The following is a 15,801-nucleotide window of genomic DNA, read 5'->3' as shown; positions in this document are numbered from 1 at the left end:
ATCGGGACAAGATGGAGATTATTTGCCCCCCCGCGATGCGGTCCGAGAACCGTCGAACTCCACCATTTGTTTATGTTAATTGAATCGGTGGCCTCGCTCAACCATTGGAGCGGGGAACGCCGGGAATTGTCGCGAGAAACTGCCTGATTCGTGTGTTATTGCACGGTAATCGTGTCTTCATGCGCCGCTCAATGCCGCGCTTCATGCATCCTCGAACCGGCTCGCGGGGAACAGTGCTCTTCTTCATCGTGGCTCTTGTGACGAATATTCGGGGCATATTCGCAGCGCGGTGGGTGCAAAAGTGGGCCCGCTCGGATTCGAACCGAGAACCCGGAGATTATGAGTCCCCTGCTCTAACCATTGAGCTACGGGCCCGGAAATCGGGCAATGAAACCCGCGAGCAATCGACTCGTCTTTTTAGCCGCGGGGCCGTGAATTGACAAGAACCGCTGACCCGATCGAGAGTCGCCGATTGACCCCTTGGCGCCACATCGGTAGATTGCCCGACCGTGACGAACCGGCTCTTGATGCCAACTCGCGCGACCGGCCCTCGCATCCTCCCCTGGTGCCTGCTCCTAATCCTCGCGGCGATCATCCTCGCGCCGAGCGGCGTTTTCAGCCAGACCACGTCGTCTCCTGCAACCCTGCCCGACGCCAATACCGTCTCAGCCGTCACGCCGACATCGGCGCCGGCCATCCGCGAACCGAAGGAATACTACGCCCTCTGGTCTCTTGCCCCCGCGCTCGTCGCCATCGGGCTCGCCGTGATCACGCAACAAGTCGTCCCTTCGCTGGCGCTGGGCATTCTTACCGCCGCCGCCATGCTCTGCTGGATGAGCGGCGACCATAATCCGATTAACTGGGTCATCTACGCGCTTCGCCATTATCTGCTCGGCGTCTTCATTCCGGCCGACCAGACCGACCTCAAGCGGCTCTCCAGCGGCTACAACCGCCTTCACGTCATCGTCTTCACCCAGTTCATCGGCGCCATGATCGGCATCATCGAGGCCAACGGCGGCACGCGCGCCATGGTCGCCAAGGTGACACACCTGATGAAGTCGCGCCGCAGCGGACAACTCGGCGCCCTGGGCGGCGGCATTCTGATTTTCTTTGACGACTATGCGAACGCACTCATCCTGGGGCCTGCCATGCGGCCCGTCTTCGATCGCCTGCGCCTCTCGCGGGCCAAGCTGGCCTACATCGTCGATTCAACCGCCGCGCCGGTCGCGTCCCTGTTCATCGGCACGTGGCTGGCCGCCGAGATCGACTTCCTCGATGGCGCGATCAAGGGGCTCGGTGATGATCGGCCCGCCTTCATGGAAGGCATGAACGGCGCCGCCGCCTTCTGGGCGTCGATTCCCTATCGCACCTATGCCTGGCTCGCTCTGATTTTCGTGTTCTTCGTCGCCGTGACAGGGCGCGACTTTGGGCCCATGAGAAAAGCGGAGGCGGAGGCGGCCGCTGGATCGGGCGGAGACGACGACGTCGATACAAAGTCGACTGATGACGAAGGCCGCTATTGGTATCTCGGCTTCTTCCCGGTCTTCCTGCTGGTCGCCATGACCATCGCGCTGCTGTTTGTCACCGGCGCTCAGGGATGCGACAAGGAAGGCATCGCCCGAGCCTACGGATCGATCGGCGACATCTCCACGAGCATCATGAACCTGCTCGGCAAGGCCGACTCCTACACGGCCCTGCTCTACAGCGGCCTTGCCGCGGCAGTCCTCGCGGCGGTCATGTCCGTGCTCTCCCGCAAATTGACGCTCGCCAAAACCATGGATGGCATGACCGGCGGCATGCAGCGCATCTTCGGTGCGCAGATCGTTTTGATCCTCGCTTGGGGCATTTCAACGGCGACCCAGGATCTCCAGCTCGGCGAAGCAGCCACATCTTTCCTTCAGGCTAAAGTCGCCAGCGGCCACTTCTCGGTGCCCATGCTCCCAACCGTCATCTTCGTGACAGCGGCGATCGTTTCCTTCTCCACCGGAACAAGCTGGGGAACAATGGGAATCATGTGTCCGACGGCGGTGGCGATCGCCGCGAACCTGCTCGCACCGCTGCCCGTTGAGCAGGCCATGCCGCTGTTTTGTGCCACGATCGGCGCGGTACTCACCGGGGCCGTCTTCGGTGACCACTGCTCCCCGATCAGCGACACGACGGTGCTCTCCGCCATGGCGACGGAGTGCGACCTGGGGCTGCACGTCCGCACCCAACTGCCCTATGCCTTCGTCACCGCCATCGTAGGGCTTCTCTGCACCGACCTCCTCGACTTCTATCTCATCCGCAGTTATCCGACCTTCTACAACAACACATGGAACGTCTATTTCGGAACGTCCATCGCCGCCGCGATTCTGGCCATCATCATTCTGCTGATCGGCCGGAAAACCGCCGTCTTCCCGCGCGAACCCGCCCGCCGCCTCGACGTATAGAGACTGTCCTGTCCGCGCCGCCTCCGCGCGCCGGTGGACGCATCGCCCGCCTGCTTCTACCATTCCCGTCTCGTCATGACAGGAAACACCGGGGATGCACCGTCTACTCTGAGACGAGCCACCGCCCCTGCAGACATGCGCAATTGATCCATTGGACAAGTGAGGGTTTCGCACCGTGACTCAGCTCGACGTCAAAAATATCGGCCCGATCATCAAGGCGGCCAGTGACCCGTTCGCCCGGCTTCGCCAGAGTGTCTCGCGCGTCATCGTCGGCCAGGACGAAATGGTTGAGCACATGCTCATCGCCATCCTCGCCAACGGTCACATTCTCCTCGAAGGCGTGCCCGGCCTGGCAAAGACGCTGACCGTCTCGTGCCTGGCGCGAGGCATCAACACCGGCTTCTCGCGGCTCCAGTTCACGCCGGACCTGCTGCCGGCCGACCTGATCGGCACGCTGATCTATCAACCCCAGACGAGTCAATTCACGGTCAAGAAGGGCCCGATCTTCTCGAACATCATTCTGGCCGACGAAGTCAACCGCGCCCCGGCCAAGGTGCAAAGCGCTCTGCTCGAAGCGATGCAGGAGCGGCAGGTGACCATCGGCGACCAGACCTATCCGTTGCCGCAGCCTTTTCTGGTGATGGCCACGCAGAACCCGATCGAGCAGGAGGGAACGTATCCGCTGCCCGAGGCGCAGGTCGACCGCTTCATGCTCAAGACGACCGTCGTCTATCCAACTCCGAAGGAAGAACGGCTCATTCTCGATCGGATGGCGTTTACAAATGCCGAGAAGTCCATCGAGCCGGTCATGCAGGCGCAGGACATTACCAAGGCCCGGCAAGTCCTCGATGAGATCTACATTGACGACAAGATCAAGGATTACATCGTCAGTCTCGTCGTGGCCACGCGGGATCCCGACTCAGTCGGCCTGAACCTCAAACACCTGATTCAATACGGCGCTTCACCGCGTGCGACGATCATGCTCACGCTTGGCGCGAAGGCCTGCGCGTTTCTCGCAGGCCGCGGCTTCGTAACACCACAGGACGTAAAAGACATCGCCCCGGCAGTCCTCCGCCACCGCGTCATCATCACCTACGAGGCCGAGGCCGAAGAGCAGACAAGCGACGACGTCGTCAAGACAATCCTTGATCATGTACCGGTCCCGTAGGAAACGTCGAAAAGTCGAAACGTCGAAAGTGAGGGGATTGGTGCCGCAAAAGGCATCAGAATTGAGCAAAAAGGGCAGAGTCAAACAATGGGCCGAATTCAGGGAGATTTGGTTGTTCGGTCGTTCAGATTCGCTGGATTGATCGTGCGGCTCTTGGACGATTTTCCCAATAACACGAAAGGGTGGGTAATCGGCAAACAGCTCATCCGTAGTGGAACGTCAATTGGGGCGAATATTCGTGAGGCCGACCACGCCCTGACCGACGCCGATTTTGCCTACAAGTGCAGTATTGCACGTAAAGAAGCTTCGGAGACTCACTACTGGCTTGAGTTGTGTGCACATACCGAATTGCTTGAAGATGAAGCTCTCGGCCCAATCATCGAGGAAGCGGACGAACTCGTCAGCATACTCTCGGCAATCGTGCGAAAGACACAGAATCGAATCAGAGAAACCAAATGAACAAAAAAGGAACCGCCAGATCGACGTGATTCTCAAAATGGGGTCGGCTCGCAGGCCGCAGGCGTCTTGATTTCGACGTTTCGACTTTTCGACGTTTCGACGTTTGGATACTATGGAACCCAAGGAATTACTAAAGAAAATCCGCCGGATTCACATCCGCACCAGCCATATCGCGAATGACTTTTTCGCGGGGCACTACCACTCCGCCTTCAAGGGGCAAGGCATGGAGTTCGAGGAGGTGCGCGAGTATCAGCCCGGCGACGAGATTCGGCGCATCGACTGGAACGTCACGGCCCGCCAGGGCCGGCCGTTCGTCAAACGCTTTCGCGAGGAGCGCGAGCTCACCGTCATGCTGCTCGTCGACGTGTCCGGATCGCAGGAATTCGGCACCGTCGGTCAGCTCAAACGCGAGCTCGCGGCGGAGCTCGGCGCTACCCTGGCCTTCAGCGCCATCAAAAACAACGACAAGGTCGGGTTCATCGGCTTCTCCGACAGGATTGAGCGCTATGTGAAGCCCGACAAGGGGACGCGGCACGTCCTTCGCGTGATCCGCGAATTGCTTACGCTGAAAGCGACCGGCCGCGGAACCGACATCGCCGGAGCGCTGGACTATTTCCATCGCGTGAGCCGGCGTCGGGCGGTTGTGTTTCTCATCAGCGACTTCCAGGACGAGGGCTACGAGCGAAAACTCCAGATTGTTCGGAGGCGGCATGATCTTATCCCCATCGCCGTCTCCGACCCTCGCGAGTTCGATATACCGAAAGTGCGCTTTATCGACATGGTCGATAGTGAGACCGGCGACCTCGTGACCGTGGACACGTCCAGCGCCGCGTTTCGTCGCGAATACCGACGGCGCGCACTCGTCGATGCGGCCGCTCGCAAAAGGGAATTCAGGAAGATCAAGGCGGACTCGATCGACCTGTCGACCGGACAGTCGTTTATCGAGCCGCTGACGAGATTCTTCCGCGCGCGGGAGGCGAGGCTCTAACCGAAGATGCAATACGCGCGAGGCCCCATCTTTCTCATTGCAATCGTTGCCGCGTTCAGTGGTTGCCGGGATTCCGCGCCGCGCGGCGAACAGCCGATCACGACGACACAGGCCGTGCCGGTCAGCCGATCCGCCGAGAACGGACCGGTCAAAGTCACGGTCGAGGCCGATCGAGACACGGTGATTGTTCCGCAGCCTGTCGAACTGACGCTCACGGTCGAGTCCGAGCGCGGCGTCAACGTGACGATTCCCGAGCTCAAGGGCGTCCTCGGTGACTTCCTCGTAAAGAGCGTGGCGAAGTTGTCATCGACTTCTGACGACATGCACGATCGCCAGTCATGGCTGATCACCCTGGAGCCCGCCCTGTCCGGTGATTCGTCCATTTCATCTTTGACCATCAATTACAGCGACACCCGTGAGCGGGCCGACGGCTCGCAGGGTGAGATGTCCGGAAGCGTCGAGACCCCCGCGATCGAAGTTCGCGTCATAGAGAACCTCGCGGACGTGAAGGATCCGGCGAGCCTGCCGATTCCCGGGGCCTACACCATTCTTTTTTGGATTCTGGGCGTTCTTGGCGCGATGGCGGTGGTCGCGCTGCTATCTCGATGGCTGCGTCGCGGACCGTCCGCCCCGACGGCCCGATCAGCCCCACAGGTCCCCGCACACGAGTGGGCTCTGGCCCAGCTTGATATGCTCGCGGCCGAGGGGCTCGTAGAGCGTGGCAAAATCCAGGACTTCTACTACCGCATCAACTTCATCGTGCGGCGGTACATCGAACTGCGCTTCGGCCTCATGGCCGGCGAGCAGACCAGCGAAGAGTTCGTCCGCGAACTGCAGCGTTCCGCCGTTCTTGCTCCGCAGCATAAAGATGTGCTGCGACAATTCGTCATTGCGTGTGACCCGGTCAAGTACGCTAAGCACCAGCCCGACACTACGGAGATCGACTGGGTCCAGACGACTGCACGACAGTTCGTGTTGCAGACTGCGGCGCCGCAGGAGTCGCAGCGCACCGACGGCACGGGTGGAGACCAGCCTCAGACCGAGTTTCAGGAGGCGTCGGCATGATCAGCCTCGCCCATCCCTGGATGCTCGTCCTCGCCGCGTTCATCCCGCTGATTTGGTGGGCATACCTCAATCCGCGCCGTCGGGCGGCTATACGATTTGCCGGGGCCGCGCGCCTGGCCGGTGATGCAGGGGTGCTGACCCGTTACGGTCGTCATACCCTGCCGACACTGCGCACGCTGAGCTTCGCCCTGCTTGTGCTCTCGCTCGCCCGACCCCAAAAGGCGGATGAGGAAACCAAAGTCTCCACCGAGGGCGTTGCGTTGCAGCTTGTGGTCGATCGTTCGAGCAGCATGGACGAACAAGACTTCGTCGATGCGCGAGGAAGACCCGAAACGCGGCTTAGTGCGGTCAAGAGAGTCGTCCGCCAATTCGTCGCCGGAGATGGAGACGAACTCAAAGGCCGCGAGAACGATCTGGTCGGCCTCATCGTCTTTGCTCACTACGCCGATACCGAGTGCCCCCTGACGCATGACCACAAGCACCTGCTCAATGCGCTGAAGTTGGTCGAAGTGCCAAGCGGCCCCGACCGGCGCGATGAAGACGGCACCGCGATCGGCGACGCACTTCTCCTGGCCATCGAGCGAACCCGCGAAATGCAGCGCCGCTTTGAGGATGACGACAATTTCAAGATCACCAGTCGGGCTATCATTCTCCTGACAGACGGCGAACAGAACCGCGGCAAGTATGAGCCCGCCGAGGCGGCGGAAGCTGCCGCCGCCGTCGGAGTGAAGATATACACAATCGGCGCCGCGCCCGATTTCCAGAATCGCCAGATGGGCTTCTTCGGCACCCGCCGCGTACCCGTGGAAGTCAATGAAGAGGAATTGCAGAAGGTTGCCGAGTTGACCGGCGGAAAGTATTTCCGTGCCCGGGACGCCGAGAGCTTAAAGGCGATCTATGCCGAGATCGACAAGATGGAACGGAGCAAGATCGATAAGGAAAGTTACTTCCGATATGAGGAGCTTGCCTACCGATGGGCGGAGCTCGGCCCGGTCAAACTGCCGCCGCCGTTGCTCGTCGCCCTGTTGCTGCTCGCCCTCGAGATCGTTCTGGCCAATACGCGTTTGCGAAGGATTCCATGAACGAGTTCGCCATCGAAAACCTGAAGCAATTGAACTGGTTGCTGCTGGTGCTCGGCTGCGGGGCCGTCGTCGCATACGGCTTCGCCATGAAGGGCCGGGCGCTTCGGGTCTTCGCTGAGGCGAATCTGCTCAGCCTCCTTGCGCCGCATGTCTCGCGCGCACGACAATTCACGAAGTCAATCCTCGTGCTCGTCGCCATGATCGCCATCGTCCTGGCGCTCATCGGCCCGCGCTACGGCGCATACTTCGAGGAAGTCCAGCGCCGGCAGCTCGATATCATCGTCTGCCTCGACGTTTCCAAGAGCATGCTCGCAGAGGACGCGGGCATGTCGCGCATGAACCGGGCCAAGGATGACATCAAGCGTCTTCTGGACAAGCTTCAGGGCGGCATGATCGGCCTGGTGGCCTTCGCCGGCCGCAGCGAGCTTATCTGTCCGCTGACGGATGATTTCGACTTCTATCGACTGGCCCTGGACGATGTCGGCGTCCATAGCGCCCCGCTCGGCGGCACCAACATCGGCGACGCCATCGAGACGGCGACCAAGGCTCTGGGAGACCGCAAGGGACACCATCGCGCCATCATCGTCATGTCCGACGGCGAGGACCACGGAGAGAAAGCCATCGCCGCGGCAAAAAAAGCACGCGAGGACCAGATCGCCGTTTATGCGATCGGCATCGGCGATGCCGAAAAAGGGGCCCTGGTTCCCATGACGCAGGACGGACAGCGAAGCTATCTTGTATATGACGGCCAACAGGTCTGGTCGAAAATGGATCCCAAAACGCTCAAGGCGATCGCGCTGGCCGGCGGCGGCGAGTATCATCCCAGCGGCCAGGTGAATGCAACCCAGCGTACGCTCGAATGGATCTACGCCGAAAAGCTGGTGCCCATGCAGGAGGCCGATCTGCGCAAGAAGCAGATTCCGAGCCAGAAGCCGCGTTTCGCTTGGCCCGCAGGCCTGGCGCTGGCCCTGTTGATGATTGAGACAATGGTCAGCGAGCGGCGGTCGACTCAGCGCGAACGTGATGGAGGATTAACGGCATGATTCGCTGCATTCATCGAAAGAGGATCGTCTCGGTGATCGCGGTCTTGCTGAGCGCACCTGCGATCGCGCGCGGCGAGGGTGCGGGCGCTCGCGCCGCTGCGGAGAGTGTCCGCGACGGCAACAGATTGCTCGACGCCGGCCGCTTTGACGAAGCCCTGGCAAAGTATGACGAGGCGATGAAGGACTCGCCCGAGACGCCGGAGATCGCCTACAACCGCGGCATCGCCCTGTATCGACTCGGCAAGTACGCGGAGGCGGAAAAGGCCTTCCAGGACGCACTTGAGCCGGGCCGCCTCGACCTGGAAGCAAAGACCAAATACAACCTCGGACGCGCAGCGCACGCGGCGGCCATCGAGAAGAAAGACAATCTGCCCGACGCCATCAACGACCTCGGTCGCGCGATCAGCTTTTACAATGACGCGCTTCAGATCGCGAAACAGGACCCCGATGGCGTCAAAAACAAGGAAGCAGCCGAACGCCTCCGAGCCTATCTGGAGAAAAGGCTCGAGCAGCAGCAGGAACAAAAAAAGGAACAGTCGCCATCGTCCCGGCCCAACGACGAGCCGACGTCTCAGCCCGACGAGCAGCCTCCGACCTCCCAGCCGACCTCGCAACCTTCATCTCAGCCCTCCAAACAGGATCAGCAGAAGGGCGACGAGAAGCAGGACGAACAGGGAGACGAGAACCAGCAGTCCCAGGACGAAAAAAAAGGCGATAAGCAAGGCGACCAGGAGCAGCAGGACCAGCAGAACGGGTCAAAAGACGAGAAAAAGCAAGGCGAGCAAAAGGGCGATCAGAAGTCGGCCGACGAGCAAAAGGGCGACCAGAAGGACAGCGACAATAAGATGTCCGAGGAAGAGGCCGAGCCCATGCTGCAGGAGGCCCGCGACGCCGAACGCGATCGACGCGAGGCTCGCCGGGCAAAGATGATGCGGATGCGCGGCCGCATCCCGGTGGATAAGGACTGGTGATCGTGAGGCATATCCGCGTCATTACATGCTTCCTGTTCACAGGCGTCGTCATGGCTGATGCCGCCCGGAGCCAGGAAATCCGCGCCGAAGTCACCAACGATCAGGTCGAAATGGGAGAAGTGGTTGAAGTCTACGTCAGCATCATCAATCCCAAGCAGGCCAGCGCCCCGGCCCCGCCGAACACGCGCGACTTCGATATTCGCATCAGCCCGAATCCGCCAACCGTCAGTAACAACATCAGCATCATCAACGGTCGGACGACGCAGCAATCGACATACACTTATCGCTACACGGCCAGACCTCTGCGCGCCGGCAATCTCGTCATTCCGCCGTTCAGATATCAGGAAGCGGGCAAGGCCTTCTCCTCACGCCCGATCACCATCAGCGTCGGCCGCGCCGTCTCCGGCCCCTGGGTTCTTTGCGAAATCGTCGCCGGTAAGAAAACAGTCTTCATCGGACAACCCGTTGACCTGACGCTCAGCATCTACATTCGCCAGTTCCAGCAGGCCGGCTTCGGTACGATGAATATCAGCGACATGTGGAAGCTCCAGGATGGCGCGACATCCCTCGGCGTCTTCGCCGATGGAACCGTCGCCCCGCAGGTCCAGCAGGTCCGCCGAAATGACGACTCCGGCGTTCCCCGAGATTTCTATCGCTACGACGTAATGACCACCATCTATCCGAACAAGTCCGGACCGCTGGACCTCGGACGAATCGAGTTCGTCTACAACTACCCCGTCCAACTGGGGCGCAATTTGTTCGGCTACAACGTCGAGCGATCGCGCCAGGTCATCGGCGCGCCGAAGATGCCGGAGCTCGTCGTCAAGTCCATCCCCACTGAAGGCCGCCCGCCGGATTACAGCGGCGCCATCGGCGAATACTCCATCATCACCAACGCCAAGCCGACCGACGTCCCCGTCGGAGACCCGATTACCCTGACCATGCTGGTTCGCGGACAGGGCTCGCTGGATCGCCTCACCGCGCCAAAGCTTGATCGGGTCGAAAACCTCACTAGGGACTTTGAAGTCTCCGGCGACGTCCCTGCCGGCGAGATCGTTGGAGACCGTAAGCAGTTCGTCCTCACCATCCGGCCGCTTCGCGAGAGCGTCAAAGTCATTCCGGCCATTCCGTTCAGCTATTTCAATCCGAAGTCGGAGCGATTTGAGACAGCCCTGAGTCGGCCCATCGCCATCAATGTCCGGCCGGCACAGCGGCTGGCCATGCCCGACTCGGCCCAGGGCGGCGCCTCACCCGGTGCAGGCGTTCTCGCACCGCTGGTTGAAACAACCGAGGGGTTGCTCGCGAACTTCGACAACCCCGATGAAATCCTCGCGTCTCAGTCAACGAGCCTCGGACCGCTGGTGTGGATCGTCCTGTTGGCGATGCCCGCCGCCTATCTGGTGACGTGGTTCGTGCATCGTCGATCCGAGAGATATCGCCAAAATCAGGCGCTGCGTCGTCGAAGCATGGCCCTCGCCAACGCGAAGAAGGCGCTTAGTGCGAACGGTGATAGTGCCTCGGGTGACATACGTGCCGCACTGCTCGGATACGTGGCGGATTGCTGCAACGTTCCCGCCGGCGGTCTCACCCGAAACGATGCGGTTCGGCTGGCTCGGGAAAAAGGTATCAACGATGACCTCGTCTCTCGGCTGGATGAGACGCTGGAGAATCTCGAATTCGCCCAGTACGGAGGCGGTGATTCCGCCGTCCGGAATGGAGCGGCTGTCGCGGCACAACTGGTCAGCGAACTGGATCGGGCAGGTTTAAGGTGAGACACATGCGCCGGCTTGCCACGTTGCTCATGGTCTGCGTCGTCAGCATCCTGCTTCCTCCCCGCGCGCAGGCACAGCAGCAAGGCGCGGATGCGACAAATCAACGTGCGGTGCTCCGCAAAGCCCTCGCCGATTTCGAGGCTGCCGTCGCGACCGGCCAGCATGGTACGGTTGAGGCTCAGTCGCTCTACCATTCCGCGCTCGCAGGGTTTGAGTCGCTCGTCGATGGCGGAGTCCGCAATGGAAGACTCTTCTACAACCTCGCCAACACCTACCTGCGCCTCGGCGATGTCGGCCGAGCGATCCTGAATTACAAGCGCGCGCTGAAGCTCATGCCCGGCGACGCACAGATCCAGCGAAACCTGGACTTCGCCCGCAAGCGTTGCGAGGTCCGGATCAGAAAACCGGCGACCAGCGCCATGGTGGAGACACTCTTCTTCTGGCACTTCTCCACTTCCACGGCCGCGCGTTGCCGCGTCGCCCTTGCCGCGTATTGCTTATTCTGGCTATTGGCGCTCGGATCGCTCTTTCTCCATCGGCGGATACCCGCGCTGTCCTGGCTCAAGGTGACCACCGCCGTCCTGGCCATCGCCGTCGGCGCCAGTGCAATCTGGGATATCCGGCCCTCGGCCCGGCGTGAGGGCGTCCTCATTTCAGAGAATATCGTCGTCCGAAAGGGCAATGGAGAATACTACGACCCGCAATTCGAGAAACCGCTCCCGGCAGGCGTTGAGTTCCAGATGCTCGAACTGCGGCAGGACGTGGACGGACGTGACTGGTATCGAATACAGCTCTCCGACGGCAAGGATGGATGGATTCGTGCGGATCAGGCGGACTTGGTCTGACGTAATGCCCCGGTCCCTGCCCTTCGATTGTTAAGACTCCCCTATGAAGAATAATGAATGCGGATCGCCATCAAAAGGGTTTGGTCATTGCGGCCCGACCGGATAATATGGAATCGGCATCCAGACCCATAGGTGCAGATTGACTATTGAGAACAGCAGCACCGATTCCGTGACCAACACTTCAAAACCTCGTCCATCCTCTCCGTCAGCGGCGGGACCGCTCAGCGGCGGACTTGGGATCATTGTTTTCCTCGCCCTCTTCGGCGCGGCGGGCTACCTCACCTACAAAACGCTTACGACAGCCCCGATTCCCGAGGCTGAGCCGATTCCCGGCACCTTCATGTGCATCGAGACCAACAAAGTCTTCGAGTACTCGATGAAGGAGGGCGATCATTGGCCTGTCCTATCACCTTTCACTCAAAAAAAGACCGGCTACCCGGTCGAGCGGTGTTTCTGGACGCCCGACGGCAAGCGCAAGGAAACACCTGATTACGTCGTCCTCAAAGAGACCCTCGGAAAAAGCGGTGACACCATCTGCCCCGTCTGCGGACGCATCGTCCTGGGTCACAACCCCGTGCCCGATGAGAGTGTTCCGCTTGAGACACCTGCATCCGCTCCGGCCGACGACAAGGCGGCAACCCCCGCGCCGACGACCCAGCCCGCCGATTGACGTAGTCAATTGCCCCTCATGCTGAACCTCCGCCCGAATGCGCTATGGGGCGCGCACCGAATCTCACGTTAGAATAACAGCTATTACGTAGTACAGGCCTCAAAGGATCAGACATGGCCTTGATGATGAGCGTTTCCGGGGTCCGTGGGCTGATTGGCGAGACCATGACGCCCGAGCTCGCCGCGAGCATGGGAGCGGCGTTCGGCACGTTTCTCGACGGCGGCGCCGTGGTTCTCGGCATGGACTCCCGGCCGTCCGGTGAGATGGTCAAGGGCGCCGTTGAAAGCGGCTTGCTCGCCGTCGGCTGTAACGTCGTCGAACTTGGCATCGCCACCACGCCCGGCGTCGCCCTGATGGTCAGCGAACTCAACGCCAAGGGCGGGATCGTCATCACCGCCAGCCATAATCCGATCGTCTGGAACGGAATCAAGTTTCTCGTCGCCCCCGGCCGCGCCCCGTCCGCCAGGACCGCCGAAGAAATCTTCTCAATCTACCGCTCGAAGCGAACGCGCTTCGCCGATGTCGAGAACATCGGCCGAATGGAACGCGACTTAAGTACCAACGATCGCCATGTGGCCAAGGTGATGCGCACACTCGACATGGCCGCCATCAGGCGTCGACAGCTCCACGTCGTCCTCGACAGCGTCAATGGGGCCGGCGGCGCCAGCGGTCGAATGCTGCTGGAGCGGCTGGACTGCCGGGTCGAGCACATGAACGCCGAACCGAACGGCCGCTTTGCGCACACGCCCGAGCCGACGGCGGAAAACCTCGTCAGCCTGTGCGAAGCGGTCAAGGCGAGCGGCGCGGACATCGGCTTCGCCCAGGACCCGGACGCCGATCGACTGGCCATCGTCGACAACACCGGCCGCTACATCGGCGAGGAATACACCCTGGCCCTGGCTGCAAAATACATTTTTTCAAAGACGCCGGGCGCCGCGGCGACGAATCTGTCGACCTCGCGGATGATCGACGACATCGCGGCGAAGGCGGGCAGGGGCTGCGTCGTTCATCGTACGGCCGTCGGCGAAGCAAACGTGGTCGACGCGATTACGGCTCATCGCTGTGTCATCGGCGGCGAGGGCAACGGCGGCGTGATTGACCCGCGCATCACGCTTGTGAGAGACAGTCTCTCATCCATGGGAATGGTGCTGAGCCTGCTTGCCGAGGATTGGCGGCCCCTCGCCGCGATCGTCGATGAGATGCCGAGCTACACGATGATCAAGCAGAAGTACGACCTTTCGCCCCAGCAGACGCGGGACTGGCTCGATCACATCCAGCGCAACTTCGCCGACCAGCGGATCAGCAATGTCGACGGCGTGCGCATCGATTGGCCGGAGGGCTGGGTGCATGTCCGCCCGTCAAACACCGAACCGATCGCCCGCCTGATCGCCGAAGCGCAAGATGAAACCACCGGCAAGGCCCTGGCCAAACGCGTCGCGGACTTGAGATAGCGAATCAAACGATGGCAGACGCCAAATACTGGTTGCTCAAAACCGAGCCGCAGACCTATTCGATCGACGACCTCGCCCGTGATAAGCGAACCTGCTGGGACGGCGTGCGAAACTATCAGGCCCGCAACTTCATGCGCGACGACATGAAGCTCGGCGACGGCGTGCTGATCTATCACTCCAGCGCCGACCCTATCGGCGTCGCAGGCGTCGCCCGGGTCGCGCGCGAGGCCTACCCCGACCACACCGCCCTCGACAAGAAGAACGATCACTACGACCCCAAGTCGACGAAGGATGACCCCATCTGGATGATGGTCGATGTCGAGTTTGTCGAGAAGTTCGGCGAAGTTGTCACGCTTTCGACGCTGAGAAAAACGAAGGGTCTTGAGAAAATGCTGGTCCTCCAGCGCGGCCAGCGCCTGTCAGTCATGCCCGTCGAACCAACGCATTTCGAAATCGTCCGCAATCTGACCAAGGCGTAGTGTGCCAGCTCGTAGCGTCCGGCGCCCCTGCCGGACGCATGACACTGGGAATGTTATCGCCAGCCGGGCGCAAAGAGCCCTCCTTGGCTGCCAAATCGTGCCCCCGCCGCGTTGAACGGGAATCGCTGTTATTGTTAAGATGATGGGAGAAGCGTCTCAATTGAGGCGCTTAAGGAGGCTCTTGGGCCATGGGAATATGGAACCGAGGTTTTGTTCTGTGGGTGGTCACCTTTTTCGTGACCATCAGCATCACTACTCAGGCCGCCCTTTCTTTTCCTGCGCCGAGCTTCATGGGTTTGGGCGATCTGCCGGGTGGTGTCTTTAATAGCCAAGCCTGGGGCATCTCGCCGGACGGGGGCACGGTTGTTGGAATGGCCGACTTCGCCGTATCTACTTCCCAGGCATTTAGGTGGACTTCAGCGACTGGCATGGTTGGCATAGATGACCTTGCTGGCGGAACCTTAAGGAGCGAGGCCCGATCGGCTTCGTTGAACGGCACTTTCATCGTTGGCTGTGGAAACTCGTCGCTCGGGCGAGAAGCATTTCGGTGGACCCAGGCTACAGGAATGATCGGCCTGGGCGACCTTGCGGGTTTTGGATTCGATAGTTGTCTTACGGGTACCTCCATTGATGGAAGTGTTTCCGCTGGCTGGGGTAGTTTGTCCAGCCGCCATGCCGTTCGTTGGACGCAGGCTACTGGAATGACGATTCTAGGAGACTTGCCGGGTGGCGGCGTCGATAGTTCCGCATGGGGTATCTCGTCAAATGGTTCGGTAATCGTAGGAGAAGCACAGAGCGCAGCGGCCGGATTCTCTCGATTTGAGGCCTTCCGGTGGACGCAGTCAGGCGGAATGACTGGACTCGGTGATCTTCCCGGGGGCAGCTTTGACAGCCGCGCTTACGCGGTCTCTGCTGACGGAAACGCCATCGTGGGAAGGAGCAATTCTGCGAACGGAGTAGAGGCGTTCTTCTGGTCAGGCGCAACGGGAATGATTGGGCTCGGCGATCTTCCGGGCCTTGGAACCAGCAGTCAGGCAAGCGCGGTTTCTGGAGATGGCTCACTTGTCGTCGGATTTGCAACGCCTGACAGCCGCGCGGCAGCTTTCATTTGGGACTCGGTACGCGGAATGCGTGAGCTGCAGACTGTGCTAAGCATCGATTTCGGCCTTGACCTGGCGGGCTGGCAGCTCATTTCAGCAACCGGTATATCGTCGGATGGAACCGTAATAACGGGTGCCGGAATCAATCCGGGCGGACAGACGGAAGCCTGGATTGCCGTTATTCCGGAGCCTGTGTCAATCGCCCCCTTTCTTATCGTCTTCGCTATTCTGCGGCCGCGCAATCGCATTGCTTAAGGCAGAAGCTGCTGAATCGCGTTT

The 15,801-nt window shown here is 60.7% G+C and carries 14 protein-coding genes and 1 tRNA gene; 14 read left to right on the top strand and 1 reads right to left on the bottom strand.

Translation table 11 applies throughout. The features are described from left to right. Positions 1–302: 302 nt before the first annotated feature. Positions 303–375, bottom strand: a tRNA-Ile gene (locus HS101_08255). 152 nt (positions 376–527) lie between these two features. Here HS101_08255 and HS101_08250 point away from each other — a divergent pair. The 14 genes from HS101_08250 (at position 528) to HS101_08185 (ending at position 15,777) form a co-directional block, all read left to right on the top strand. Further along, complete coding sequence (locus HS101_08250) at positions 528–2,429, top strand: hypothetical protein (GenBank protein ID MBE7506261.1); 1,902 nt, start codon at positions 528–530, stop codon at positions 2,427–2,429. Positions 2,430–2,712: 283 nt separating this feature from the next. Further along, positions 2,713–3,597 carry a MoxR family ATPase gene (locus tag HS101_08245; GenBank protein ID MBE7506260.1) on the top strand — a complete coding sequence of 295 codons (885 nt, stop codon included), beginning with the start codon at positions 2,713–2,715 and terminating at the stop codon, positions 3,595–3,597. Between the two features lie 87 nt (positions 3,598–3,684). Next, positions 3,685–4,056 (top strand): four helix bundle protein, encoded by a 372-nt coding sequence (locus HS101_08240; GenBank protein MBE7506259.1) that lies wholly within the window; start codon positions 3,685–3,687, stop codon positions 4,054–4,056. 112 nt (positions 4,057–4,168) lie between these two features. After that, positions 4,169–5,044: a DUF58 domain-containing protein gene (locus tag HS101_08235; GenBank protein MBE7506258.1), complete on the top strand. Its 876-nt coding sequence runs from the start codon at positions 4,169–4,171 to the stop codon at positions 5,042–5,044. A 6-nt stretch (positions 5,045–5,050) separates the two neighbouring features. Next, a complete protein-coding gene (locus tag HS101_08230) occupies positions 5,051–6,109 on the top strand; it encodes a hypothetical protein (GenBank protein ID MBE7506257.1) in 1,059 nt (352 codons plus the stop codon). Further along, entirely contained in the window at positions 6,106–7,191 is a 1,086-nt protein-coding gene (locus tag HS101_08225) for a VWA domain-containing protein (GenBank protein MBE7506256.1), read from the top strand. Before HS101_08230 ends, HS101_08225 begins: the two co-directional genes overlap by 4 nt. Further along, on the top strand, positions 7,188–8,234 hold the full coding sequence (locus HS101_08220; protein ID MBE7506255.1) for a VWA domain-containing protein: 1,047 nt from the start codon (positions 7,188–7,190) through the stop codon (positions 8,232–8,234). The genes HS101_08225 and HS101_08220 overlap by 4 nt, the downstream gene beginning before the upstream one ends. Next, positions 8,231–9,205 (top strand): tetratricopeptide repeat protein, encoded by a 975-nt coding sequence (locus HS101_08215; protein MBE7506254.1) that lies wholly within the window; start codon positions 8,231–8,233, stop codon positions 9,203–9,205. Before HS101_08220 ends, HS101_08215 begins: the two co-directional genes overlap by 4 nt. Next, a complete protein-coding gene (locus HS101_08210) occupies positions 9,202–10,977 on the top strand; it encodes a protein BatD (protein MBE7506253.1) in 1,776 nt (591 codons plus the stop codon). The genes HS101_08215 and HS101_08210 overlap by 4 nt, the downstream gene beginning before the upstream one ends. Positions 10,978–10,982: 5 nt before the next feature. Beyond that, positions 10,983–11,822, top strand: a complete 840-nt coding sequence (locus HS101_08205) for a tetratricopeptide repeat protein (protein ID MBE7506252.1) — start codon at positions 10,983–10,985, stop codon at positions 11,820–11,822. 169 nt (positions 11,823–11,991) lie between these two features. Continuing rightward, the gene (locus HS101_08200) at positions 11,992–12,492 is read left to right on the top strand and encodes a hypothetical protein (protein ID MBE7506251.1); all 501 of its coding nucleotides are present in this window, start codon (positions 11,992–11,994) and stop codon (positions 12,490–12,492) included. A 113-nt stretch (positions 12,493–12,605) separates the two neighbouring features. Then, positions 12,606–13,943 (top strand): phosphoglucosamine mutase, encoded by a 1,338-nt coding sequence (gene glmM, locus HS101_08195; GenBank protein ID MBE7506250.1) that lies wholly within the window; start codon positions 12,606–12,608, stop codon positions 13,941–13,943. A gap of 11 nt (positions 13,944–13,954) precedes the next feature. After that, positions 13,955–14,422, top strand: coding sequence for an EVE domain-containing protein (locus HS101_08190; protein MBE7506249.1), 468 nt, complete (start codon positions 13,955–13,957; stop codon positions 14,420–14,422). A 188-nt stretch (positions 14,423–14,610) separates the two neighbouring features. Then, on the top strand, positions 14,611–15,777 hold the full coding sequence (locus HS101_08185) for a PEP-CTERM sorting domain-containing protein (protein ID MBE7506248.1): 1,167 nt from the start codon (positions 14,611–14,613) through the stop codon (positions 15,775–15,777). Positions 15,778–15,801: the final 24 nt, after the last annotated feature.

The sequence above is a fragment of the Planctomycetia bacterium genome (assembly GCA_015075745.1).
Lineage (GTDB): Bacteria > Planctomycetota > Phycisphaerae > UBA1845 > UTPLA1 > UTPLA1.
The sequence above is the reverse complement of the archived record's forward strand: the minus strand, read 5'-3'. Positions and strand labels throughout refer to the sequence as shown.

Excerpts from the sequence above, each read along its gene's own strand:
- HS101_08250 (MBE7506261.1), top strand. The coding sequence starts at position 528 with ATGCCAACTCGCGCGACCGGCCCTCGCATCCTCCCCTGGTGCCTGCTC.
- HS101_08245 (MBE7506260.1), top strand. The coding sequence starts at position 2,713 with ATGGTTGAGCACATGCTCATCGCCATCCTCGCCAACGGTCACATTCTC.
- HS101_08240 (MBE7506259.1), top strand. The coding sequence starts at position 3,685 with ATGGGCCGAATTCAGGGAGATTTGGTTGTTCGGTCGTTCAGATTCGCT.
- HS101_08235 (MBE7506258.1), top strand. The coding sequence starts at position 4,169 with ATGGAACCCAAGGAATTACTAAAGAAAATCCGCCGGATTCACATCCGC.
- HS101_08230 (MBE7506257.1), top strand. The coding sequence starts at position 5,051 with ATGCAATACGCGCGAGGCCCCATCTTTCTCATTGCAATCGTTGCCGCG.
- HS101_08225 (MBE7506256.1), top strand. The coding sequence starts at position 6,106 with ATGATCAGCCTCGCCCATCCCTGGATGCTCGTCCTCGCCGCGTTCATC.
- HS101_08220 (MBE7506255.1), top strand. The coding sequence starts at position 7,188 with ATGAACGAGTTCGCCATCGAAAACCTGAAGCAATTGAACTGGTTGCTG.
- HS101_08215 (MBE7506254.1), top strand. The coding sequence starts at position 8,231 with ATGATTCGCTGCATTCATCGAAAGAGGATCGTCTCGGTGATCGCGGTC.
- HS101_08205 (MBE7506252.1), top strand. The coding sequence starts at position 10,983 with ATGCGCCGGCTTGCCACGTTGCTCATGGTCTGCGTCGTCAGCATCCTG.
- glmM (MBE7506250.1), top strand. The coding sequence starts at position 12,606 with ATGGCCTTGATGATGAGCGTTTCCGGGGTCCGTGGGCTGATTGGCGAG.
- HS101_08190 (MBE7506249.1), top strand. The coding sequence starts at position 13,955 with ATGGCAGACGCCAAATACTGGTTGCTCAAAACCGAGCCGCAGACCTAT.
- HS101_08185 (MBE7506248.1), top strand. The coding sequence starts at position 14,611 with ATGGGAATATGGAACCGAGGTTTTGTTCTGTGGGTGGTCACCTTTTTC.